Source organism: Bifidobacterium stellenboschense (assembly GCF_000741785.1).
In the GTDB taxonomy this organism is placed as follows: domain Bacteria; phylum Actinomycetota; class Actinomycetes; order Actinomycetales; family Bifidobacteriaceae; genus Bifidobacterium; species Bifidobacterium stellenboschense.
The window spans coordinates 1-22,942 of record NZ_JGZP01000001.1 but is presented as its reverse complement, the minus strand read 5'-3'; the positions used below and the strand labels follow the sequence as shown (position 1 = coordinate 22,942).

At 64.9% G+C, this 22,942-nt stretch carries 16 protein-coding genes and 2 tRNA genes; 10 read left to right on the top strand and 8 right to left on the bottom strand.

All coding sequences use genetic code 11. From position 1 onward, the window contains the following. Window positions 1-110: 110 nt before the first annotated feature. The 3 genes from BSTEL_RS00095 to BSTEL_RS00085 form a co-directional block, all read right to left on the bottom strand. On the bottom strand, window positions 111-2,303 hold the full coding sequence (locus BSTEL_RS00095; RefSeq protein ID WP_238567583.1) for an acyltransferase family protein: 2,193 nt from the start codon (window positions 2,301-2,303) through the stop codon (window positions 111-113). A 515-nt stretch (window positions 2,304-2,818) separates the two neighbouring features. Continuing rightward, window positions 2,819-2,891: transfer RNA gene (locus BSTEL_RS00090), tRNA-Ala, on the bottom strand. Window positions 2,892-2,964: 73 nt separating this feature from the next. Then, window positions 2,965-3,038: transfer RNA gene (locus BSTEL_RS00085), tRNA-Ile, on the bottom strand. Between the two features lie 289 nt (window positions 3,039-3,327). On the opposite strand from BSTEL_RS00085, the gene BSTEL_RS00080 reads away from it, so the two are divergent. Both BSTEL_RS00080 and BSTEL_RS00075 read left to right on the top strand, forming a co-directional pair. Continuing rightward, window positions 3,328-4,128: a M48 family metallopeptidase gene (locus tag BSTEL_RS00080; RefSeq protein ID WP_034525611.1), complete on the top strand. Its 801-nt coding sequence runs from the start codon at window positions 3,328-3,330 to the stop codon at window positions 4,126-4,128. A 247-nt stretch (window positions 4,129-4,375) separates the two neighbouring features. Beyond that, window positions 4,376-6,028: a peptide ABC transporter substrate-binding protein gene (locus BSTEL_RS00075; protein ID WP_034525609.1), complete on the top strand. Its 1,653-nt coding sequence runs from the start codon at window positions 4,376-4,378 to the stop codon at window positions 6,026-6,028. Window positions 6,029-6,796: 768 nt separating this feature from the next. Here BSTEL_RS00075 and BSTEL_RS00070 read toward each other — a convergent pair. Together BSTEL_RS00070 and BSTEL_RS00065 are read right to left on the bottom strand one after the other, a co-directional pair. After that, window positions 6,797-7,276 (bottom strand): Dps family protein, encoded by a 480-nt coding sequence (locus tag BSTEL_RS00070; protein ID WP_034525606.1) that lies wholly within the window; start codon window positions 7,274-7,276, stop codon window positions 6,797-6,799. A gap of 96 nt (window positions 7,277-7,372) precedes the next feature. Further along, window positions 7,373-8,707 carry a hemolysin family protein gene (locus BSTEL_RS00065; RefSeq protein ID WP_034525602.1) on the bottom strand — a complete coding sequence of 445 codons (1,335 nt, stop codon included), beginning with the start codon at window positions 8,705-8,707 and terminating at the stop codon, window positions 7,373-7,375. Between the two features lie 316 nt (window positions 8,708-9,023). Between BSTEL_RS00065 and BSTEL_RS00060 the strand changes: the two genes are divergently transcribed. The 6 genes from BSTEL_RS00060 to BSTEL_RS00035 all read left to right on the top strand — a co-directional run bounded on the left by BSTEL_RS00060 (window position 9,024) and on the right by BSTEL_RS00035 (window position 16,484). Continuing rightward, window positions 9,024-10,109, top strand: a complete 1,086-nt coding sequence (locus tag BSTEL_RS00060) for a LacI family DNA-binding transcriptional regulator (protein WP_084686004.1) — start codon at window positions 9,024-9,026, stop codon at window positions 10,107-10,109. Between the two features lie 200 nt (window positions 10,110-10,309). Continuing rightward, window positions 10,310-11,614 (top strand): ABC transporter substrate-binding protein, encoded by a 1,305-nt coding sequence (locus BSTEL_RS00055; protein ID WP_034525599.1) that lies wholly within the window; start codon window positions 10,310-10,312, stop codon window positions 11,612-11,614. 228 nt (window positions 11,615-11,842) lie between these two features. Beyond that, complete coding sequence (locus BSTEL_RS00050; protein WP_034525595.1) at window positions 11,843-12,784, top strand: carbohydrate ABC transporter permease; 942 nt, start codon at window positions 11,843-11,845, stop codon at window positions 12,782-12,784. A gap of 78 nt (window positions 12,785-12,862) precedes the next feature. Then, entirely contained in the window at window positions 12,863-13,741 is an 879-nt protein-coding gene (locus BSTEL_RS00045; RefSeq protein WP_034525592.1) for a carbohydrate ABC transporter permease, read from the top strand. Between the two features lie 122 nt (window positions 13,742-13,863). Then, window positions 13,864-15,015, top strand: a complete 1,152-nt coding sequence (locus BSTEL_RS00040; protein ID WP_034525589.1) for a glycoside hydrolase family 172 protein — start codon at window positions 13,864-13,866, stop codon at window positions 15,013-15,015. A 332-nt stretch (window positions 15,016-15,347) separates the two neighbouring features. Further along, on the top strand, window positions 15,348-16,484 hold the full coding sequence (locus BSTEL_RS00035) for an ATP-binding protein (RefSeq protein ID WP_034525585.1): 1,137 nt from the start codon (window positions 15,348-15,350) through the stop codon (window positions 16,482-16,484). Between the two features lie 144 nt (window positions 16,485-16,628). Here the strand turns inward: BSTEL_RS00035 and BSTEL_RS00030 are convergent, their stop codons facing one another. The 3 genes from BSTEL_RS00030 to BSTEL_RS00015 form a co-directional block, all read right to left on the bottom strand. Beyond that, window positions 16,629-18,641 (bottom strand): ATP-binding cassette domain-containing protein, encoded by a 2,013-nt coding sequence (locus tag BSTEL_RS00030; protein ID WP_051922693.1) that lies wholly within the window; start codon window positions 18,639-18,641, stop codon window positions 16,629-16,631. Window positions 18,642-18,908: 267 nt separating this feature from the next. Beyond that, on the bottom strand, window positions 18,909-19,412 hold the full coding sequence (locus BSTEL_RS11275) for an FHA domain-containing protein (protein ID WP_051922692.1): 504 nt from the start codon (window positions 19,410-19,412) through the stop codon (window positions 18,909-18,911). 237 nt (window positions 19,413-19,649) lie between these two features. Continuing rightward, window positions 19,650-20,378, bottom strand: coding sequence for a carbonic anhydrase (locus BSTEL_RS00015; RefSeq protein WP_051922691.1), 729 nt, complete (start codon window positions 20,376-20,378; stop codon window positions 19,650-19,652). A gap of 665 nt (window positions 20,379-21,043) precedes the next feature. Here BSTEL_RS00015 and ahpC point away from each other — a divergent pair. Together ahpC and BSTEL_RS00005 are read left to right on the top strand one after the other, a co-directional pair. Further along, a complete protein-coding gene (ahpC, locus tag BSTEL_RS00010; RefSeq protein ID WP_034525582.1) occupies window positions 21,044-21,607 on the top strand; it encodes an alkyl hydroperoxide reductase subunit C in 564 nt (187 codons plus the stop codon). A gap of 291 nt (window positions 21,608-21,898) precedes the next feature. Next, a partial coding sequence (locus BSTEL_RS00005; protein ID WP_034525580.1) for an FAD-dependent oxidoreductase occupies window positions 21,899-22,942 on the top strand: 1,044 nt, incomplete at its 3' end.

Here is a 22,942-nt window from a genome sequence, read left to right as displayed (position 1 = left end):
GGCTTATTGTAGCCCTGCTGTTGACACTATGTCAACAGCAGGTGTTTCCAAGGAAAGAGCGCCCGGAGCAAGCTCAAGGAAGGTGCCGGAGGCACCCCCAAGGAGTGCGTTCACTGCCCGCACATGGCCTGGATGATCATGTGCGAATACGCGTCGCGTCCCAATCCGTCTCCGATGGTGAGATGCACGCCGTCATCGTAGAAGTACTCGCTGTGCCCCTCGCTCAGACCGTACCAATCCATGATGCCGACGTTCTTGTGCTTGGCGGCCACCGCGCGCATGGCGGCGTTGATGGAATCCTGATTCATCGCGGGATTGCGGATCGTGATGAAATACAGCGGCTTGCCGTTCACCGCGTTCACCGCGTTCTCGAACTCCTGCTCGGAACCGGTGCCGGCATCGTTGCTGCCCAACGCGGCAACCACCACACGCTTGTCGTCGCCCGCCGCCACATGCTGTTGATACGTGGCGGCGAACGCCGTCAGACTGCGTCCGATCTGATTGTCCTGAATCGCGTTCGGCATGGTGTGGACCAGCACGCGCTGTGCGCCCATCTCCACCGAATCGCTGATGATGAGCGGGTCGGCGCTGCACACGCCGGTGCCGGCGTCGTACGTCCATCCTGCGGCGTCCAGATTGGCCGGGACCTTCTCCGCGACGGGAACCAGCTTGCCGGCATTCGAGCCGTTCGAGCCGGCGGAACCGTTCGAACCGTCACCGGATTGCGCGGTCCCCTGCCGCGTCGACTGCGTGGTCCGCTTCGACTGCGTCCTGCCGCGCGTGGCCTCCGATTCGACGGCGGCCGTGACCGGCCGCAACTGCGCCGAACGCGCCTGCGCGATCGCGCTCCAATCCAGCGGCAGCACGCACAGCAGCGTCACGGCGACCGCGCAGACCACGACGATGACGCGACGGACGATACGCAGGCCGCGCAGCACCATCATGCGCCGGTCGCGCCGCGGAGCCGCACGGTGCCGGGAACGCGCGGGAGCGGCGCCGTTCCCGGCACCGTCGCCGTTTCCGACGTTGTTGCCGCCGTCACGCGTATCCGCGCCGGACGTTCCGCCGACACGGATCGAACGCTCGACGAGCTGGTAGAACACCTCCGTCGCGGCCCAGATCGCCAGCGCCTGCACGATCCACTCCCACCATGCCAGCTTGGTGGTGCGCGTGGCCGGATTCATCATCTCCAGCATCGGATAATGCACGAGATACAAGGAGAACGAACGGGAGCCGATGTAGCGCAGCGGACGCAAGGACAACAGCCTGCCGGCCATGTTCCCGGGAACCATGACGACGGCGAGCAGCAGCGCCGTCAGCAGCGCCGTGACGAGATATCCGCCGCGGTACATGCCGGTGAAGGAGGCGCGTACCAGAACGAACGCGACGACCAGCGCCGCGATCAGCGCGAATCCCACGGCATCGCCGATACGGGAGCGTGCGGCCGACGCACGGGCCTCAGGCGCGCGCGACCGGCGGCGTGCGGTCGTCGCGGCGCGTTGCGGACGGTCTGCGGCGGGAAGGACCAGCGCGAGCAGCGCTCCCGCCAGCAGTTCCGCCGCGCGCGTGTCCAGTCCGTAGTAGGCGCGGCTTCCCGTCGCCGTCGGATCGAACAGGATCGCCATGGCGACGGTCGACGCCAACGTGAGCGCCGCGACCACGGTGGCGCGTGCGGGGCGCGGCATCCGTGCGCGATGCATGAGCAGCAGCATCGGCGGCCACAACAGATAGAACTGCATGAGCACGGCGAGGAACCACAGATGCGTGAGCGGCGACGGCAGTCCGGCCGCCGCGAAATAGGAGACATGACGGAAGATGGAGACCCAGTTGCCGACGAACAGCGCCGACGGCAGCGCGTCGGCCTGCGCCTTGGGCAGCAGACTCGGGGAGACGAGATAGGCGGCCAGCGCCACGCATGCGATGATCACGATCGTCGGCGGTACGAGTCGCCTCAGTCGTTTGATCACGTAGCCGCCGTAAGCCAGCGTGCCGGTGCGTTCGAGTCCGGCGTCGACGCTGCGGGTGATGAGGAAGCCGCTGATGACGAAGAAGACCGTCACGCCCAGGAATCCGCCGTTCAGCAGCGACGGACGCGTATGGTACGCGACCACGCCCAGAATCGCCAAGGCGCGCAATCCGTCGATCGCGGTGATGTGACGGGAGTGTGGGGCTACGCGTGGTTGTTCGTGTGGTTGTTCGGAATCATGGCGATGCCCGCCGACTCGTCCCAATCGGGGGGTAGCGGACGCGGGGGCTGCGGTATCCGGTCCGGTGCCTGTGGAGAATCCGGTATGCGATGTCATGCCGCGATGCGGGGATGATGAGGATACGCGGGGCCGATGCGAACCTGCCATAGGTAAACCACTCTTACTTCTTGTCTCTGCTCTTTCGTGAGCAAGTATAGGGATTCCCACGCGACCACCCTCAGTCAGTCCCAAACCAACTCTTGCCCCCGCTGGCGGGGGCTCCCGGCGAAGCCGGGTGGGGGTGGTTCGCGGAAGCCGTATGGGTATACGGCTGTCACAACCACGCGACCACCCTCAGTCAGGCGGTGCCTGACAGCTCCCGCCAGCGGGAGCCCGATTCCCATGTTTCTTATTACCCCCGCATGCCTTCCGGCGTCGCTGAACCATTGTTCGGTCGTGCGACGTGCGATATACGTGCGATTGTGCGCCCTCCATGCACCCTTAGCCCTGTCGTTTCGGGGGTGATGCGCGATGAGAACAGACGGAGCATGCAAACGGAAATCTTAACGAAAAACCCTTGGAATCGGCTTGATTCCAAGGGTTTTGCCCAGTCTTTCGAACTGCGTCAATCGTGGAGCATACCGGGTTCGAACCGGTGACCCTCTGCTTGCAAAGCAGATGCGCTACCAGCTGCGCCAATGCCCCGAATCATCAGGACGACGCTGTTCGGTTCTGGATAGAAAAATAGCGGCTCAAACATGGCCGCCAGATTTTTCCGTGGGCCCGGGAGGACTTGAACCTCCGACCTCATCCTTATCAGGGATGCGCTCTAACCACCTGAGCTACGGGCCCGATCCATCGCGCTTCAGAAGCGCAACGAGTAGATATATTACATGCGATTCGGAGCATGTCAACACAAACCGCTCTTCGGCGTGTCGCGGCTTGTTTCCGCCGTTTGGCCGCTCGGTTCGCTCCATCCTCTCAACGGTTCGCTCCGGGGTTTGCAATGTTTTTCCGTAGCAAAATCGGGGGTGAACCGTGACCGTCGAGGAGGGAAGCGGCGCGACAGAGGGGGCCGAGTGCTGGTGGGCAGTCCTCCGAACCTCGCCCGCCTTGTCCGTCTTCGCGGGACAATGGCGGTATGCCGTATCGCCGTCGTCCTTCCGCTGCCGCGCCGCGTCCTTCCGCAGTCCCGCGTTCCGTCTCCTCCGTCCGTGTCGTCGAGATCGATGGCGTCGCGGTGACGGTGACGCGCAAGCGCATCCGGAACCTGTATCTGCGCGTCAAGCCGCCGACCGGGACGGTCGAGGTGTCCGCGCCGATGCGCATGGCCGAATACCGCATCCGCGATTTCGTGCGCGATCGCCGCGACTGGATCGCCGAGCAGCAGTCGTGCATCGCACAGTCCCGTCGTCTCGTGGTCGAGGAGATGGCGGCCCGCGGCGCGGCGGATGCCGTCGACGTGCCGTTGGAAGGTCTCGACGATGCGTCGTTCGCGTCGCAGCAGCCGCTGTTCGACGACGCCGATGGAACGGTCGGCGGCACGGACCGACCGCATGCTCCGAACACCCAGAATCCCCCCGCCGCGACTCCTGCGTTCGAGTGGACGGACGAACGCAAGCGCGAGGCGGCGGCCGCGATCGAATCGCAGCTGCCGGCGCTGCTCGACAAGTGGGCGCCGATCGTCGGCAAACGCCCGACGCACGTCACGCTGCGGCTGATGACATCGCGATGGGGGTCGTGCACGCCGAAGACCGGCCGCATCCGCATCAACCTGCAGTTGGGGCTGATGGAGCCGCGATTCCTTGAATACGTGCTCGTCCACGAACTGACGCATCTGTGGGAGCACGGCCACGGGCCGCGGTTCCGCGCGCGCATGGACGCGTATCTGCCGGGCTGGCGTGCGTTGCGCCGCGAGCTCAACCGTCGCGCGGTGCTGTAGTCCGCGGTGCTGTAGTCCGCGGACCGCCGTGCGCGGCTGCGCTATAACCCGTCATCGGCGATGTCGATGACGGCGGCGGCGTGTCCCCTTTCCGATGGCGTAATGTCCGGGGCGATTGTATGGTGGTACACCATTGCACATGTCGATTCGAGATATTGTGGTTGCGGCATCGCCGGAACGCGGAACCGAGCCACGGAATCATTCGGATCGACCGTCATCATCACGAACGAATGGGGATAGGGGAACCATGCGCACAGGATTCACGAAACGCATCACCGCCGCGCTCGCCGCGACGCTCGGACTCGCGCTCGCGCTGTCCGGCTGCGGCGCGACGGGCGACACGAGCGCGAACACCGTCGAACAGACCGACGGCAAGCAGGTGGTCGTCGTCAACGACGTCGAACCGGCGAGCGGGCTCATCCCGTCCGACACGAACGACCTCGCCGGCTGGAAGGTCGTCACGCAGCTGTTCGAAGGCCTCGTCACGTTCAGCGACACCGGCAAACTGATCTACGCGGACGCCGAGTCGATCACGCCGAACGCCGACGCCTCCCAGTACACGATCAAGCTGCGCGACGGCCTCGAATTCTCCGACGGCGAGAAGATCACCGCCGAGACGTACGCGAAGTCGTGGTCGTTCGCCGCGAACGCCGCCAACGGCCAGATGGGCGCCGCGATCTTCGCGACGATCAAGGGCTACGACAAGCTGCAGGACGAGCACGGCGACAAGAACGCGCAGCTCGAAGGCCTGAAAGTGATCAACGACCAGACCCTGCAGGTCACGCTCGCCGCGCCCGACTCGTCGTTCGACTACAAGGTGGGCGACGTGGCGTTCCTGCCGCTGCCGTCCAGCGCGTACAAGGACATCAAGGCGTTCGGCGAGAAGCCGGTCGGCAACGGCCCCTACCAGTTCGCATCGTGGCGTCACGACAGTGAGATCAAGCTCACGCCGAACCCGAAGTACACGGGCCCGCGTAAGGCGCAGAACGGCGGCGTCACGTACAAGCTGTACACGAACCTCGAATCCGCGTACGCCGACCTCACCGCCGGCAACCTCGACGTGCTCGACTCGATCCCCAACAGCGCGCTCGCCACGTACAAGAACGAAGGCTCGATCCAGTCGTTCAGCAAGGCGGGTCCCGGGTTCAAGGCGTTCACGATTCCTTCGAACCTCAAGCATTTCACCGGCGAGGAGGGCCGTCTGCGCCGCGCCGCGATCTCGTACGCGGTGAACCGCGACCGCATCGTCGACAAGGTCCTGCGCGGCACCGCCACCGTCGCCACCGACTTCACCGCGCCCTCGATCGCCGGCTACTCGAAGTCGCTTGCCGGCTCCGACGTGCTTTCCTACGACGCCGCGAAGGCGAAGGAGCTGTGGGCGAAGGCCGACGCGATCTCGCCGTGGGACGGCACGTTCCGACTCGCCTACGCCGCCGATTCCGGCTCGAAGCAGTGGGTGGACGCGATCGTCAACTCGATCAAGAACGCGCTCGGCATCGACGCGAAGTCGTACCCGTTCCCCACGCAGAAGGACTTCTCCGGTGCCGTACACGACCGCACGATCGACGCCGCGTTCACGCAGGGCCTCCAGTCCGACTACCCGCATCCGGAGGGCTACCTCGTGCAGGCGTATGACTCCTCCGCCGCCGACGGCAAGGGCCTCAACAACGGTGACTACAAGAGCTCCGAGTTCGACTCGCTGATCGACGAGGCCGCGAAGCAGACCACGCTCGACGGTTCGGTGAAGTATTACCACCAGGCCGAGGAACTGTTGCTCAAGGACCTGCCGGTGATTCCGCTGTGGTACGGCAACGTCTCCGCGGGCGCGTCCAAGTCCGTCAAGAATGTGAAGTTCAACTACATGGGCCTGCCCGAATACCAGAACCTGGTGAAGGAGTAGCGGGGTAGACAGGAGCCGCAAGACAGGCGGGTGGTGTTGCTTCCGTGGTGTCGGTCCCCATGGTGCCGCTCCCGCTGGCGGGAGCTGTCCGGCATCGCCGGACTGAGGGTGGTCGATGGTGGTTGTTCGTGGCAGCGAATAACCGCGTAAGCGTCCCGCAGCGTAAGCGTCAGCGTCCCGAGTGTAGGCTCCCGGGTGTGAGCGTCCCGCAGTGTGAGTGTCCCGGGTGGAAGCGTCCCGTAGTCCGGAAATCCTCCCATTGCTCCGGACTACGGGACGTTGACGTTTGCTCAGCGTCCCGCTGTCGGGAGCAAAGGGCCGTGTTCCCGGCTATGGGACGCTGACATCTGCTTAGCGGCGTTTTGTCGGGAGCAATGGGGTCATTTCCGGACAACGGGACGCTGGGAACCGGTAACCAGCGCCGGGAACCGGCAACAGGCACTGGGAACGGGACTTTGGGAACCGGGCTGGGACAACGGGACGCTGGGAACAGGCGCCGGGGCAGGCAACGGAGCGCTGCGAACGGAGCGCTGGGGACGAGTGCTGGAAACGGGGCGCTGCGAACGGGACTCTAGTAATGGGACGGCGTCGGAAACGGGACTCTAGTAATGGGACGGCGCTGGGAACGGGACGCTGCGAACCGGCGCTGGGAATGAATGAGCGGCGGAAACATTGGAGTAAGGGGTGTGTCTCATCTCTGTGTTTTCCGCCGCTCGGGGCTGTGCGCCCTCACGCGAAGTGACTGCGCCTCGGGCTAGGTGCGTGTTCTCACGCGAGGTGGCTGCGCATGAACCACTGGAACTTCTCAAGCTCCTGCACGTGGTCCTGGATGATGTTGGAGCTCACGAGGTCGAGGTCGTCCAGTTCGGCGATGGCCTTGCGGTCGTCGGCGATGAACGCGTCGTAGTACTCGATGAGCGCCTTGAGATACTCCTCGGTGCCGGCGCGGCCCTCGACGTCGAACGGCTTCCACGTGCGGTTGCGCGTGATCGCGTCGGCGCGGCCGTCCGGAGTACCGCCCAGCGTGGCGATGCGCTCGGCGGTCTCGTCCGCCTGCGCGAGCACGACCTCGACCTGCGGGTCGAGCATCTCGTGCACGGCGATGAAGTTCGGGCCGGTCACGTTCCAATGCGCGTGCTTGAGGACGAGCGCCGCCTCCTGCTCCTGGCTGAGGCGGTTCTGCAGAATGGCGATGGCCTTCTCCGAGGTCGCTTCGTCAAGACCCGGGACGATGAATGCGAGTGTCATGGTGGGTGTCCTTCCTTTCCTGATGAGGGACGTTCCTTGTGGGAATCTCCCGTAAGGAACCCGTCCCCCAAGTCTACCGTCAACGGATGGACGGCTTCACTTCGGCTGCGCAGGCCCCGGCGTCTCGGCGTGGTCCGGGGCGCCGGCCTTGCGCACTTCGATCGTGTCGATGCGGCGGCCGTCGATCTTGGTGACGACCATGTTGTAGCCGTCGGCGTGCAGCACGTCGCCGACCTCGCCCATCTTGCCGGTGTGCGCGAGGAAGTACCCGGCCACCGTCTCGTACGGGCCGTCCTCCAGTTCGATGCCGGTCAGGTCCTCGAAATCCTCGAGCGTCATGCCGCCCTCGATCGTCGCCACGCCGTTGACGAACGCGTCGCGACGGTTGCGTCGCGCGCCGCCCGGCTCGTCGGGCAGATCGTATTCGTCGCGGATGTCGCCGACAAGCTCCTCGGTCATGTCCTCGAGCGTGACGATACCGTCCGTGCCGCCGTACTCGTCGATGACGACGGCCAGATGGATGCCGCGCTTGCGCAGCAGTTCGAGGCTCGGCAGCAGCTTCGACGTGCCCGGCAGGGAGATGCCCTCGCGCGTCACGTCGGCCACGGTCGTCGCCTCCGGATCGCGCACGTCGAGCAGGTCGCGCACGTGCACGAAACCGAGCACGTCGTCGAAATCCTTGCCGGTGACCGGGTATCGCGAATACGGCATCTCACGCACATACGCGGCGGCGTCTCCGATCGGCATCGCGCCGTCGATGAACACGACGTCGGCGCGCGGGCGCATCACCTCGGCGACGATCGTCTCCGACGCGTCGAACACGTCGTCGAGGATCGTGCGTTCGTCCTTGCTCAGGTTCGTGTTCGAATTGACGAGCACGCGCAGCTCGTCGTCGCTCACCTCGGATTCGGTCTCGTTCGGGTCGAAGCCGAGCAGGCGCACCAGACCGTTCGTGTTCTTGCCGATGAGCCAGATGATCGGGCTGCACACCTTCGCGAAGATGTCGATCGCGGGCACTACGGCGCGTGCGATCTCCTCCGTGCGCTGCATGGCGATGCGCTTCGGCACCATCTCCGAAATCACAATCGAGCAGTAGGAGATGATGAGCGTGAGGCTGATCGTGGTCAGCGGCGCGGCGATGTGCGCGGGCACGCCCCAGCCCTCCACGACCGGCGTGATGTACGGGGAGATCGACGATTCGCCGAACGACGCGGACAGGAAGCCGCACAGGGTCACGCCGATCTGCACGGTGGACAGGAACGTGTTCGGGTCGCGGGCGATCTTGGCCACGCGGGCGCCGCGGGCGTCCTCCTGCTCCATCTGGTCGATCTGGGAGCCGCGCAGGCTCACCAGCGCCAGCTCGGTGCCGGAGAAGATCGAACCGAGCAGCAGGAACACGAAAATCAGCAGGATGTTCAGGCCAAGTGACATGCCACCCACTCTAAGGGAGTGGCACGCCAAAGCGGGAAGGGCGGCCTCGCCGGGGTGCTCTCGCCCGTTGCGGCGTGTCGTGCGATTGACAAGTCGAAACGATTCGACGTATAGTATTTGCGAAACGTTTCGACAGTGATTGTCGGAACGGAGCGACGTAGACGGATCCGTGAGCGACCGCAATCGACCATGATCGGCGCAAGGCGCGCCGGACATGGCGACATGGCCGCGGGGCTGGCTGCGAGCGGGTTCGATGAGGAATATCATCGAAGACAGTGCCGTCAATGCGATTGCGCGACCGTGGAAGGAGGCGATGATGGCTGGAATCAAGGATGTGGCTCGTGCCGCCGGGGTCTCGGTCAGCACCGTGTCCTACGTGCTGTCGGGCAAGCGCGCGATTTCGGAGAAGACCGCCAGTAAGGTGATGGAAGCGATCCGGGAGCTGAAGTACACCCCGGACGCGTCTGCGCAGAAGATGCGCGGACGCCGCAACCAGATCCTGGCGGTGAGCGAGCCGATTCGCGGCGACATCAACGAGGCCAAGTACAACGCGTACTTCCTCCACACCGCATGGCAGGCAAAGAACGCCGGTTACGACGTGCTGTTGCTCACGGGCGAGGACGCGGTGGACGACATCCAACGCGTGACCCGCAGCAACATGGTCGACGGCGTGGTCCTGCTCGACATCGTCGAGGACGACGACCGCGTCATGCAGGCGGATTCGTACGGCAAGCCGTGCGTCGCCATCGGCTATCCCACGCATCGCGGCGACTGCGCGTGCGTGGACGTCGATTTCGACGCCGCGGCCGCACTGGCGATGGACTACCTGTATGAGCACGGCCACCGTACCGTGGCGCTGTTGCGCGACAACGAACGCGACTATGCCCGCCGTTCCGGTTACGTGGTCACGCTGCGCCAGCGCATGCTCGACCGCGCCGCCGAGCTCGGCATGCGCGTCGTCGAGTCCGGAAGGAACGAGGCGGACCGTTTCGACGCCGCCGCGTTCGTCCGCGATCTGATGGCCATGGACCCCCGTCCCACCGCGATTGTCAACCAGGCCAGCGCCACCGTGCTCAACATGGTGATGCAGGAGCTGGTCGAGCGTGGCATGGATATCCCCTCCGACATCTCCGTGCTGTCGGTCGGCACGTTCTTCGAGAACGACCTGGTGGTCCGTCCGGTCACCGAGATTCCCCTGATGCCGCGACTGCTGTGCTCCAAGGCCGTCGGACTGCTGGTGTCCGCGGTCGAGGGCGGCGCCGACATCGCCGATGCCAGCGAATTCGTGCTCCCGCAGGTCCAGGAGCATGGCTCGGTCCTCACGGTGGGCCCGGCCGATTCCGTGGGACTTGCGGTCCCCTCCCCCTATTCGAAGACTTCCCTTGTAGAAAGCGTGGCGTGATGCCGATGAAGGAACATGCCGCACTCTCGCCATCACGGTAATCGAAACGATTCGATAAACACCGCGATCTCCCGGCCGCAGGGCCGGCCGCCACGATATCGGACATGAAAGGAGCCCGGTATCCGTCCCTCTAATCGAAACGATTCGATTACGAGATGCAGCTGTTGCGCAAGCAATAACCAAAGGAAAAGGAGAATCCCATGAACATCAAACGAGGCCTCGCAGCACTGGCCGTGGCGGCCATGTCCGTGACCGCGCTGGCGGCGTGCGGCAGCGACACCGCGCAGGACGAGGGCACCCCGGACAGCCTGTCCTTCTGGTACTACGAGGAGGAGGGCGCCGGCCAGACCCAGGCGTGGAAGAAGGCCGCCGAAATGTTCAAGAAGGAGACCGGCGTCACCATCAAGTTCGAGCGCAAGTCCTTCACCCAGATCGCGCAGAACGGCAGCCAGTTCCTCAACTCCGACGAGGCCCCCGACCTCATGGAATCCAACCGCGGCAACGGTTCCGCCGGCGTGCTCTCCACCATGGGCCTGCTCACCGACCTCGGCGACTACGTCGACCAGTACGGCTGGGACAAGAAGGTCACAGGCTCCAACGCCGAAACCGCCAAGTACGACGAGAACGGCATCATGGGCGGCGACACCTGGTACGGCATGTCCAGCTACGCCGAGTTCCAGCGCGTCTACTACAACAAGGACCTGTTCGCCAAGTACGGCATCGAGATCCCGACCACCTACGACGAGTTCGTCGACGCCTGCCAGAAGTTCGTCGACGCCGGCGTGACCCCGATCGCCGCCGACGCCCAGGAATACGGCGTCATGTGGCTGTGGTGGCAGCTGGTCTCCAAGAACGCCGACGCCAAGTTCATGGACGCCTGGCACCTGTACAAGGGCGACGTGAACTGGAACTCTAAGACCCTCACCGGCGCCACCAGCACCATCAGCGACTGGCTCGACAAGGGCTTCATCTCCAAGAACGCGACCGGCATGAAGGCCGAGGACACCACCCAGGCGTTCATCAAGGGCGAGTACCCGATCTACCAGACCGGCACCTGGAACCAGGGCCGTTTCGCCAAGCAGATCAAGAACTTCGACTGGACCGCCGCCGTCATGCCCGACTCCGAGTACGCCGTCGGCTGCGCAGGCAACCTGCTGGTCATCCCCGAGCGCTCCAAGCACAAGGACCTCGCCGCCAAGTTCATCAACTACGTGCTCTCCGATGACGTCCAGAACTTCCTCGGCAACGCCGGCGGCATCCCCGTCGCCGCCGACCCCGACAAGATCACCGACGAGAAGAGCAAGGCCATGATCGAGGAGTACGACTCCTACGCCAGCAAGAGCAAGCTCAGCTACTACCCCGACTACGCCGCCTCCAGCCTCACCGACGCCATCCCGGCCTCCTTCCAGGAGCTCGTGAACGGCACCAAGGACGCCTCCGCCGTGCTCAAGGACATCCACTCCAAGTACGACTCCGGCGTCGAGGAGATGGGCTTCGCCAACTGAGTCCAAGCCCGGACGTCCGGTCCTTATCCGGTCCGGACGTCCGGACCCATCGGCCAGTCCAGCCCATCGGCCGGACCACCCGTGGCGGGGTGCGTGCGCCCCTTCCCGCACCACGCCGCTCCTTCTCTCCCCCGTCCATTCCATTCGCATCCACCAAGACACCGCGCCTCAACGTCGTCGTCACCGCATCGACCGCATATCGTTATCGCACATAAGGAGTAGAGAGCAATGGCAGGCAACCGCAAGCATGCTCATCACGAATCGCTGTCACGACTTCCCGGCAACAAATCCTCACGATTCGTGCCCTACCTCATCCCCGGCATCCTGGGCCTGACCATCATCGTCATCGTCCCGTTCGTCTGGAACATCTACCTGAGCTTCACCCGCTGGCGCGGCGTCGGCCCGGTCCGGTTCATCGGACTGCAGAACTGGCAGCGCCTCTTCAAGGATTCCACGTTCTGGATCTCCTTCCTCAACTCGTTCTGGATCATCGTGGCCATCGTGGTCATCCCGACCATCCTCGGCCTGTTCATCTCCTCCCTGCTCACCGACGTCATCCAGAAGAAGTTCGGCGGCAAGACCGCGTCCTTCCTGCGAGCCCTGTTCTACCTGCCGCAGCTGTTGCCGGTCGCCGTCGCCGCAATCATCATGGGCTGGATCTTCCGCCCGGAGGACGGCGCCGTCAACGCGCTCCTCGAACAGGTCGGACTCGGCTCCCTGACCCACAACTGGCTTGGCAGCCCCGACAGCGCCCTGCCCGTGCTCATGTTCATCCTCGTGTGGATCCAGCTCGGCTACCCGATCGTCATCTTCATGTCCGGCCTGCAGCGCGTCGACCCGGAACTGTACGAGGCCGCCAGCCTCGACGGCGCCAACTGGTGGCAGAAGTTCCGCGTCGTCACCCTGCCGTCCATCATCCCCGAACTGCTCGTGGTCATCCTCACCGCCACCATCGGTGCGCTGAAGACCTTCGCGCCGGTCTACCTGCTCACCAAGGGCGGCCCAGGCACCGCGACCACCGTGCCGTCCTACTACTCGTACAACCAGTTCTTCCAGGTGCAGCAGGTCGGCTACGGCGCCGCCATCTCCACCGCGCTGACCGCCGTGATCATCGTCTTCTCCGTGGTGTTCACCATCATCCAGAAGCGCGTCGAGAAGAACCTGGTCTGACATCCGCGCCGACCGCGCACCGAAACGACATACCGAAACGATCGAACGATCGAAACGACTGAAACCGAGGGTTGAACCATGACGCAATCAATGACCGCCGCCGCGGCAAAAAGGGCATCCCGCAAAACGCAGCACGTACGCTCCGCAGGGGACTGGGTGACGCTGGTCCTGCTTATCGTCGCCGCGCTCATCGTGCTGTTCCCGCTGCTGGTGCTCACCGTCAACGCATTCAAGACGCAGGCCGACTACAACGCCACCGGCCCGTTGAGCCTGCCGAAGACCTTCACGATGGAAGGCATCGTATCCTTCTGGACCACCACCAAGTTCCCGCTGAAGTTCCTCAACTCCCTGATCATCTCGCTCGTGGTGGCCGTCGCCGCCGTGGTGCTTTCCGTGCTCAACTCCTTCGCGCTGGGCATCGGCAAGGTCAAGGGCAACACGTGGATCGTGCTCGCCATCATGCTCGCGAACATGATGCCGCAGGAGGCGCTCCTCTACCCGCTGTACACGATGTTCAAGGCCGCAGGCCTGTACAACACCAGGCTCGCGATCATCATCATCTTCACCATCATCCAGAGCGCGTACGGCACCTACCTGCTTTCCAGCGTGTACGGCACGTTCCCACAGGCCATCCTCGAGGCGGCCGCCATCGACGGCGCCTCCCGCTGGCAGGTGCTGCGCAAGGTGGTGCTGCCGATCTCCTGGCCGACCATCAGCGTGCTGTTCGTGTTCTTCTTCGTGTGGACCTGGAATGAGTACATGATCCCGATGGCGTTCCTCATGGGCGACGACGTGCAGACCATCCCGCTGGCGCTCGCCACGCTGCAGGGCCAGCACACGATGGAGGCCACCACCCTGGCGTCCGCCTCGCTGCTCAGCATCGTCCCGACCATCATCTTCTTCATCATCTTCCAGCGCAAGCTTTCGCAGGGCATCACCGCCGGCGCCGTGAAGTGACGCATCATCCAAACAGCAACACACCAACATACGCCACGTCCCGTTCCGTGATCTGCCTGGGAATACGCGCAACGCGGCGCACGGGGCGGGACGCGGCGCCTTACGGAAGGAAGTGAACGACCATGTTCAACGCAAACGGGAATCCCGCCGCAGACCTCGGGGCGAGCCTCGGATTCGGTCAGGGCGCGCTTGACGCCGTGACCATGCGGTCCCAGGGCCGCACGCGATGCATCAACGCCGAAAACCCGCACGGCGGCAAAGGGCAGGCCGCCACGGCCGCCAGCGCCCTCGGCCCCTCGCGCAAGGGCAGCCCCTGCATCCGCACGGTGAAGGCCGGCGAATCCGTCACTCTGATGGACGTCGACGGGCCGGGCGTCATCCGCCACATCTGGATGACCGTGACCGACAAGACCTCCCCCACCGGACCGGACGTGCTGCGCAACCTCATCCTCGAGTTCTACTGGGACGGCGAGGAGACGCCCTCGGTGCAGTGCCCGATCGGCGACTTCTTCTGCTGCGGCCACGCGCAGTCGTGCACCATCAACTCGATCCCCGTCATGGTGAACCCGAACCGCGGCTTCAACTGCTACTTCTCGATGCCGTTCGAGCATGCGCGTATCGTGCTGCGCAGCGACCACAACGAGGACGTGCCCGCGTTCTTCTACCAGATCGACTACACCGAATACGACGCGTTGCCCGCCGACGCGATGCGCTTCCATGCGCAATGGCGCCGCGAGCGCGTCACCGAACTCGGCCGCGACTACGTCGTGCTCGACGGCGTCGAGGGCCACGGAACGTACGTCGGCACGTACCTGGCGCTCACCGCGCTGGAAAGCCGCTGGTGGGGCGAAGGCGAGTTCAAGTTCTACATCGACGACGACGGTGAATACCCCACGTGGTGCAGCACCGGCGCCGAGGACTACTTCGGCGGCGCCTGGAGTTTCGCCGACTTCGACGAGAACGGCCGCATGTACGAGAAGACGTTCACCGGCCCCTACCTCGGATTCCCGTTCTACTCGCAGAACCTCGCCGGGCGCGAAAGCCGCTACTGGGACACCGCCACGCCGGTGACGCGCGGGCTGTACCGCTGGCATCTGCCCGATCCGATGTACTTCGAGAAGAACCTTCGCGTCGAATGGCAGCAGATCGGCACCGAGGAGGCGGGCAACTTCGAACGGCAGGACGACGTGGCCACCGTCGCCTACTGGTATCAGGCCGAGCCGCACAAGCCGTTCCCGCCTATCGGGGACCGCGCGTTCCGCCGGCCGCGGTGACGGACCTCTCCCGTTTTCTCTTCCCCTTTTTCCTCTTCCCTTCCTCCTTGCGGTCCGTGCACTGTTTTGTTTCATATGAAACGGCGTGCGGACCGCAAGGTCGTTCCGGGGTGGACGGCGGGGTGACGGCGGCATCATCGGCGGGGTGTGGCGCAGGCTGTGCTGGTGGGTAATGCTGGCGGACTGCATCGGCGTGCTGTGGTGTACATCGGTGTACATCGGTATATAATGGTGTACATTCGTGTACATTGGTGCATAACGGTGTGATTTGATGTTCAAGGTGCCCTCCAGTCTTTCGGAGCGCACCTGACGATTGCAGGGGGAGGAGTCGCATGGCGGTCAACCCGTTCAAGCCCACGGCCGGTAAGATGCCGCCGATTCTCATCGGACGCCAATCCATCATCGAGGATTTTTCGGAGGCCTTGGCGAATGGTGCCGGGGCTCCCGGACGCATCATGCTGATCACCGGACAACGCGGGTTCGGCAAAACCGTCATGCTCACCGAGTTCCGCCGTATCGCCAGAGCCCAACATTGGGAGACCATAGGGGAAACCGCATCCGAAGGACTGGTCTCGCGGCTGGTGCAGACGCTCTCCCCGACGGGAATACGGTTCGACCAAGCCACAATCAGTCCGTCCATCGGCATACCCGGTGTGGCCACCGCAAGTTTGGGGCAGGCGCATCTCTCCGCTGTGGCCAATCCGCTGACGTTGCGCAATGCCATCAACACCCGTTTGGGAAGCCGGAAAATCGGTAAGGGGAAGGGGGTCCTCATCACCATCGATGAGACCCAGGCCGCTTCCCATGGCGACGTGGTCGCCATAGCGACGGCGATACAGCATGTCATCGCCGACGCCGATGAAAGCGATATCCCGGACGCCGACAAAAAAGGCGTGGCGATAGTCTTCGCGGGATTGCCGTATATGGTCAACGAACTGCTTGACAACGAGGTGACCACATTCCTGCGCCGTGCATTGAGGCGTGAACTCGATAACGTGCCGCTTGTGGATGTGAAAAACGCGTTCTTGGAGACCGTCGCCGATTCCGGCAAAACCATCAGTGAGGAGGATGCGCTTTGCGCCGCGCAGCAATCCGACGGTTATCCGTACATGGTGCAGCTAATCGGTTACTACATGTGGCAATCCGCGGAACGCCGGGGATCGGACGCCATCACCGCGCATGATGTGGACTCAGGCGTGAAGGACGCATTGCTCGCCTTCGACGATGCCGTCTGCGCCCCCGCGCTGGACGGAACCTCCGAGGCGGAGCGGCTGTTCCTGAACGCCATGGCTCAGGACGCGCCCGAACCCACGCGTGTCTCCGACATCGCGCAGAGGGTACATCGAAGCCGGAGCTGGGTTGGCAAGTATCGTGCGATACTCATCAAGGACAAGCTGATTCGTTCGGCGGGCCATGGAAAGGTCGAATTCGCCGTACCGCATCTCGGCGAATATCTCGCTGTCCGATGATATCGATGGCGGTGAGATCGGTTTCCGGAGGACGACGAATCATACCAGCAGCGTGCGCGTGCGCACTCGCGGACGACGCGGGTCGATGGATGGGGCGTCACGCGTCATCCACCGACCCGCAGCCGCGTCATGCGTCATGTTTCGCTACCGGCGGCGCATCTTGGCGACGACGTTGCTGACGAGCACGCGCAGCACGATCGTGAACACGACCACCATCACCACGAGGATCGCGATGTCGAACCAGAACTGGTCCGGCGTGTTCTTCCACAGGTCGTCCTTCTTGAACGTCGGCACCTTGGTCGGGCCGTACAGCAGCTTGTTGAGGCCGATGTCCGCCGCGGCCGCCGAGAAGCCCCAACGGCCCGGGAACACCATCGAGGCCTGTTCGAGGCCGTCACGGTCGGTCACCGGGATCATGCCGCCGGAGAACACGAGCTGCGCCATCACGAGGATCACGAGCAGCGGCATCGTCTGCTCGCCCGATTTGACGAGCGCCGAACCCACCTCGCCGAGCATCGCCGACGCCCACGCGGTCAGCCACACGACGAGCACCAGCTCGGGCACGCCCGAATCGGTGATCACGCCGCTCTCCGGCCGCGGCTTGCCGATGCTCACCGCCGCCGTGAGGATCGCCGCCTGCAGCAGCGTCTGCAACGCCATCACGATGAGCTTCGACAGCGTGTACGAGCTCGGTGACAATCCCACCGCACGTTCACGGTCGTAGATCGCGCGTTCGGAGACGATGTCGCGCACCGACAGCGCCGAACCCATGAAGCACGCGCCGAGGATCACGAGCGCGAGCAGCTGGCTCGGCTCGGTGGCCGCATCCTTGAAGTCCGGCTCGCCCAATCCGTGCGAGCCGGGCACGACGAGCGAGAGCAGGCCGAGCAGCAGCGGCAGCAACAGCAGGAAGACCAGTAGTCCCGGATCGGCGACGATGAGATGCAGCTGGCGCGTGACCAGCGTGGCCATCTGCTTCAACCGGAACACCTTCGCCGGTTTCTCATGGCTCGTATGTTGCTTGACCTGCTTGCGCGCCTCGATCGTGCGCTGATGCGTGTCGCGGATCGAATACACCTGCGTCGGCGATTCGGTCACGTCGTTGAAGATGTCCGCCCAATCCTTGTCGCCGAACGCCTGACGCATCTCCGCCGGTGTGCCGAAGAACGCGGGATGGCCGCCGGGCGCGAGCATGAGCACGTTGTCGCAGTACTTCTCCACGTAGGTGAGCGAATGGGTGACGACGAGCACGACGCGCCCCGCGTCGGCGAGCTGGCGCAGCATCTTCATCACCGTCTGGTCGAGCGACGGGTCGAGGCCGGATGTCGGCTCGTCGAGGATGAGCAGTTCCGGCCCGGTGAGCAGCTCGATCGCGGTGGACACGCGTTTGCGCTGGCCGCCGGACAGCCGGTCGATGCGGTTGTGGCGGCGTTCCGTGAGCTCCAGTTCGGCGAGCACGTTGTCGATGATCTCGGCGCGTTCCGACTTCGACGATCCCGGCAGACGCAGTTTCGCCGCGTATTCGAGCGCCGCGTCGACGGTGAGCTTGCGATGCACGACGTCGTCTTGCGGTACGAAGCCGATACGGCTGCGCAGCAGTTCGATGTTCTGGTGCACGTCGTAGCCGTCGAAGATCACATGGCCTTCGGTGGGGGAGTTGAGGCCGGCGACGATCGACGTGAACGTCGACTTGCCGGCGCCGGACGGTCCGATCACGGCGGTGAGTGTGCCCTTTGCGAACACGGCGTCGATGCCGTCGAGCAGACGCACGCCCTTGCCGACGGTCAGTCCGATGTTCTCCGCGATGACCGCGTCGGTGCCGCCGAGCGGCGCGCGGTCCTGCAATACGCCCTCGTGCACGGTCAGATCGGTGTTGCCGACCGTGACCACGTCGCCTTCCTCCAACCAGATCTTGGCGACGCGGCGGCCGTTCACATACGTGCCGTTCGCCGAGTTGAGATCGGTCAGGAGGATGCCGCTCGGCGTCGCCTCGAGCGCGCAGTGTTTGCGGGAGACGAGGAAGTCGTTCACGCGGATCGTGCAGGAGGAGATGCGGCCGATCACGCCGTTCTGGTCGCGTTTCGGGTCGAAATCGCCGAGCACGCGCGACGGTTTCAGTTGCGATTCGAGTCGTTGCGCCTGCGTGCTGCCCGCCATCACCGTGCCGTACAGGCCGGTCGGGGAGGACGGTTCGGGGACGTTCGCGCCCGGCGTGGGCGCGGCGGGGCTGCCCGGCGTGGGCGGCGTCGGCAGGGATTTCGCGATGCTGGGGAACGCGGAGCCGCGGGGCGCGGACTGCGCGGGGAGCGGACGGGGCCGCGGGCGCCGCGGGCCGCGTTGATGCCGTCGGGCGCTGCTGCGGCGGCACCGGCTGGCGCTGTGACGGAACGGGTGCCGTCGGTGTTGCTGGGGCCGTCGGCGCCGTCAGTGCGGACGGCGGGACTGCGGTGTTGCGCGGCGGCACCGGTCGCGCCGGCGGCATCGGTCGCGCGGACTGTGCGGGGCGGGCCGGCTGGGAGATTGACACGGGAGCGGACGGGGCCGCGGGCGCGTCGTGGCGGGAGGCGGCGCGACAGCCGGTGTCTGAGGGGCTTGCGGTGTCTGTGGAGCTTGCGTGGTCTGCGGTGTCGCGGCTTGCGGCGCCACCGCGCAGATGATGCCGACGTTCTCCGCCAGCATCACCGTCGTCGTGTTGGCGATCAGAATCTGCGTGACGCGTACGCCGTTGACCGACAGTCCGTTCGCGCTGCCCAGATCCTCCAGCAGCCAGCCGTCGGCGGTCGGCGTGAGTCGGGCGTGATGATGGGAGACGTGCGGGTCGCCGACGATCACGTCGCAATCGGCGGCGCGTCCGATGACCGACGCGCGCGTGGGATTGATGGCGTGGCCGACGGAACCGACGTATACGGTGAGTGCTGGCAAAGGCATGGCCGTGACTTCTTCTCTCTGACAGGTGTCTCTCGTTGGTTCTGTGGCTCTTCTGCTCGGCGGCGTTGCGCGATGATGCGTCATGTGGCGATATGTCGTGACGATGCGTCGCACGCGGCCGCGATGTCTATCACAATGTACTCCGGGCGCGTTTCGCGCGTGCCGGGCATGTCCGCCCAACGGCGGCGTGCCCGGTGCAACGGTGATCTCGGGGGCGGCGGCGCGCCCGGAAACGTTTTAGAACGACAGCACTTCGACCAGGCCGTCGTGCATCACGTAGCGGGCGCCGGCGATCATCAGGCGTCCCTCGGCCAGCGCGAGACTGATCACCTCGCTGCCATCGGCCAGCAGCTCGATCGTGCGGGCCACGTGCGCGCGCTCGAAATCGGCGGAATCCTCCAGATCGGCGTCCATCGCCTGCGCGACGGACGCGCCCACCTCGCGTACGATCGGCGAATCCTGCGCGGCGAGCATCGCCTCCAAGTGGTCGGCGTGCGCCTCGTCGCGGGCCGCGCCTTCCGGCACATCAAAGCAGTCGCAGTCGTCGAACCGGGTGGCGAGTTCGGCGACGCCGTCCACCGCCGCCTTCACCGCTCCGCAGCCCTCATGGCCGAGCACGACGATGAGGCTCACGCCCAGATGCTCCACCGCGTATTCAAGCGAGGCGATGACCGCGTCGTCGAGCACCTCGCCGGCCGTGCGGATGTCGAACAGGTCGCCGAGGCCCTGATCGAAGATGATCTCCGGAGGTACGCGCGAATCGGAGCAGGAGAGCACGGCCGCGTCCGGATGCTGGCCGTCGAGCAGGCGCTCGCGGGTCTCGCGGTCCTGCCACGGGTGCTCGGCCGCGCCCGAAGCGAAGCGGCGGTTGCCCTGCAGCAGGCGGCTCCACGCGGCGTTCGCCTTCGCTTCGGGGGTGTCATGGGATTCGAACGGTTCGGTCGGTTCGCTGAATGCTTCGGACATGTGGGGCTCCTCGGAGTATGCGTTGCGAATCGCGGCCACGATCCGCCGGATTCCAGTGTAGAAGGTGCGCGGGCCGAAGGGCTTGTGTGCAGTTGGGAAGGAGTGGAGAGAAGAAAGGAGGAACCTGCACGGTTGAGAGGCGAACCTGCATGACCGAGGGGTGAACCTGCATGGTTGACGAGAGAAGCTGTACGGTTGAGAGGCGAACCTGTAGGAAGTAGACGTGAACCTGCATGGTGTGGGTCTGAAGAGCCGCCGCGCTTCGGAATGGCAGGTGTTGGAAAACCAAGGTTTTCGGCGGATGCGGAAGACTGGAGACAGGGGTTCTTGCCGGGGTGTGTCCACAGGTTGCAGGTGGAATCATGCAGGTTCGGGTCGGAACCGTGCAGGTAGATACATGAATCATGCAGTTCCCATGCTGAACCGTGCAGGTTGCGGTCGGAACCGTGCAGGTTCGTGTCCGGGTTGCGCCGAGACCGCCGTGCTTCTTTGCTCGACCTGATCCCATTCCGGTGTGATCTGATCCCATTGCGGTGTGATGTTGTTCATACATCGCTCTGCGCGAGCCGCGGGGTCGGGGCAGGAGGTTCCGGGATACGATGGACGAGGTTGCACAGATCGCGGGACGCCGCGCGAATCCCACGCGGGTCCGGAAAGGAACGACGATGACTCTTCTGCAGCATGAAATCACCGACTTCAAGGTCCAGGCCTTCCAGAACGGCGAGTTCAAGGAAGTGACCAAGGACGACGTGCTCGGCCACTGGTCCGTGTTCTTCTTCTACCCGGCCGACTTCACCTTCGTGTGCCCGACCGAGCTCGAGGACCTCGCCAACAAGTACGACGAGTTCAAGAAGATCGGCTGCGAGATCTACTCCGTGTCCTGCGACACCCACTTCGTGCACAAGGCGTGGCATGACGCCAGCGAGAAGATCGCGAAGATCCAGTACCCGATGCTCGCCGACCCGACCGCCCTGCTCGCCCGCGACCTCGACACCTACAACGAGGCCGACGGCATGGCCGAGCGCGGCGACTTCATCGTGAACCCGGAAGGCAAGGTCGTGGCCTACGAGGTCACCTCCTCCAACGTGGGCCGCAACGCCGACGAGCTGCTGCGCCGCGTCCAGGCCTCCCAGTTCGTCTACGAGCACGGCGACCAGGTCTGCCCGGCCAACTGGACCCCGGGCGAGGAGACCATCGAGCCGAGCCTCGACCTCGTCGGCCAGCTGTGACCCATATCGCCTAGACGATAGGCGACGCGCAGTGGCCCCCTCTGCCGAGGGGCTGTCGCCACAACTACGGCGACAAGGTCCGGTTCTGCTAGACGCGCCCCCGCTGGCGGGGGCTGTCGGCAACGCCGACTGGAGGTGGTCCTCTGGTGATTCGCAGCGAATGTCATCCACCCCCACCCGGCTGCGCCGGGAGCCCCCGCCAGCGGGGGCGAACCAGTCGCCACGGACCCGATAATCGCCATGATCGTTGGGGCCCGCCGGCGGGGGCGAACCTGTATGTAAGGAGCTTTCATGACGCAACAATCATCGCAACAATCCACCCGGAACGACCTCTACGACGTCGTCGTCATCGGCGGCGGCCCCGCGGGCCTCACCGCGGGCCTGTACCTCGCCCGCGCCCGCTACCGCGTGCTCGTGCTCGAGAAGGACGATTTCGGCGGCCAGATCACCATCACCAACGAGGTCGTGAACTATCCGGGCGTGGGCCGCACCACCGGCCGCGCGCTCACCCAGACCATGAAGCAGCAGGCCAAGGATTTCGGCGCCGAATTCCTCTCCGCCGAAGCGACCGGCCTCGACGTCGAGGGCGACGTCAAGACCGTGCATACCACGCGCGGCGGCCTGAAGACCTTCGGCATCCTCATCGCCACCGGCGCCTCCCCGCGCAAGCTCGGCTTCGAGGGCGAGCGTGAGTACGCGGGCCGTGGCGTCGCCTACTGCGCCACCTGCGACGGCGAGTTCTTCACCGGCAAGGAGGTGCTCGTGGTCGGCGGCGGGTTCGCCGCGGCCGAGGAGTCCGTGTTCCTCACGAAGTACGCGAGCAAGGTCACCGTGCTCGTGCGCGAGGACGATTTCACCTGCGACGCGTCGGTCGCCGCCGAGGCGAAGAACAATCCGAAGATCGACGTGCGCTACGGCGTCGAATTGAAGGGCGTCACCGCCGGTCAGGGTGGCCTGCGCGAGGCGACGATCGCCGACCGCGACTCCGGCGAGACTGAAACGTGGAAACCGGCCGACGGCGGCACGTTCGGCGTGTTCGTGTTTGCCGGCTACGTGCCCGCCACCGATCTGGTGAGGGGCGTCGTCGAGCTCGACGATCACGGCTACGTCGTCACGCACGATTATCTCGAAACGTCCGTGCCGGGCGTGTACGCGGCCGGCGATCTGCGTGTGAAGAACCTGCGTCAGGTGGTCACCGCGACCGCCGACGGCGCGATCGCGGCCGTCGAGCTGGAACGGTACGCGAAGTCGGTGAGCGAGCGAACCGGCCTCGTCCCGCCGCGGCCGACCGCCTCCGCCTACGAGAAGGCGGAGGCGCAGGCCGCGACGTCGGCC

Bases quoted from the DNA above. Each gene is read 5' to 3' on its own strand.
- BSTEL_RS00050 (WP_034525595.1), top strand. From the start codon at position 11,843: ATGGCAGGCAACCGCAAGCATGCTCATCACGAATCGCTGTCACGACTT.
- BSTEL_RS00015 (WP_051922691.1), bottom strand. From the start codon at position 20,378: ATGTCCGAAGCATTCAGCGAACCGACCGAACCGTTCGAATCCCATGAC.
- ahpC (WP_034525582.1), top strand. From the start codon at position 21,044: ATGACTCTTCTGCAGCATGAAATCACCGACTTCAAGGTCCAGGCCTTC.
- BSTEL_RS00045 (WP_034525592.1), top strand. From the start codon at position 12,863: ATGACGCAATCAATGACCGCCGCCGCGGCAAAAAGGGCATCCCGCAAA.
- BSTEL_RS00095 (WP_238567583.1), bottom strand. From the start codon at position 2,303: ATGACATCGCATACCGGATTCTCCACAGGCACCGGACCGGATACCGCA.
- BSTEL_RS00075 (WP_034525609.1), top strand. From the start codon at position 4,376: ATGCGCACAGGATTCACGAAACGCATCACCGCCGCGCTCGCCGCGACG.
- BSTEL_RS00030 (WP_051922693.1), bottom strand. From the start codon at position 18,641: ATGGCGGGCAGCACGCAGGCGCAACGACTCGAATCGCAACTGAAACCG.
- BSTEL_RS11275 (WP_051922692.1), bottom strand. From the start codon at position 19,412: ATGCCTTTGCCAGCACTCACCGTATACGTCGGTTCCGTCGGCCACGCC.
- BSTEL_RS00070 (WP_034525606.1), bottom strand. From the start codon at position 7,276: ATGACACTCGCATTCATCGTCCCGGGTCTTGACGAAGCGACCTCGGAG.
- BSTEL_RS00035 (WP_034525585.1), top strand. From the start codon at position 15,348: ATGGCGGTCAACCCGTTCAAGCCCACGGCCGGTAAGATGCCGCCGATT.
- BSTEL_RS00040 (WP_034525589.1), top strand. From the start codon at position 13,864: ATGTTCAACGCAAACGGGAATCCCGCCGCAGACCTCGGGGCGAGCCTC.
- BSTEL_RS00060 (WP_084686004.1), top strand. From the start codon at position 9,024: ATGGCTGGAATCAAGGATGTGGCTCGTGCCGCCGGGGTCTCGGTCAGC.
- BSTEL_RS00080 (WP_034525611.1), top strand. From the start codon at position 3,328: ATGCCGTATCGCCGTCGTCCTTCCGCTGCCGCGCCGCGTCCTTCCGCA.
- BSTEL_RS00055 (WP_034525599.1), top strand. From the start codon at position 10,310: ATGAACATCAAACGAGGCCTCGCAGCACTGGCCGTGGCGGCCATGTCC.
- BSTEL_RS00065 (WP_034525602.1), bottom strand. From the start codon at position 8,707: ATGTCACTTGGCCTGAACATCCTGCTGATTTTCGTGTTCCTGCTGCTC.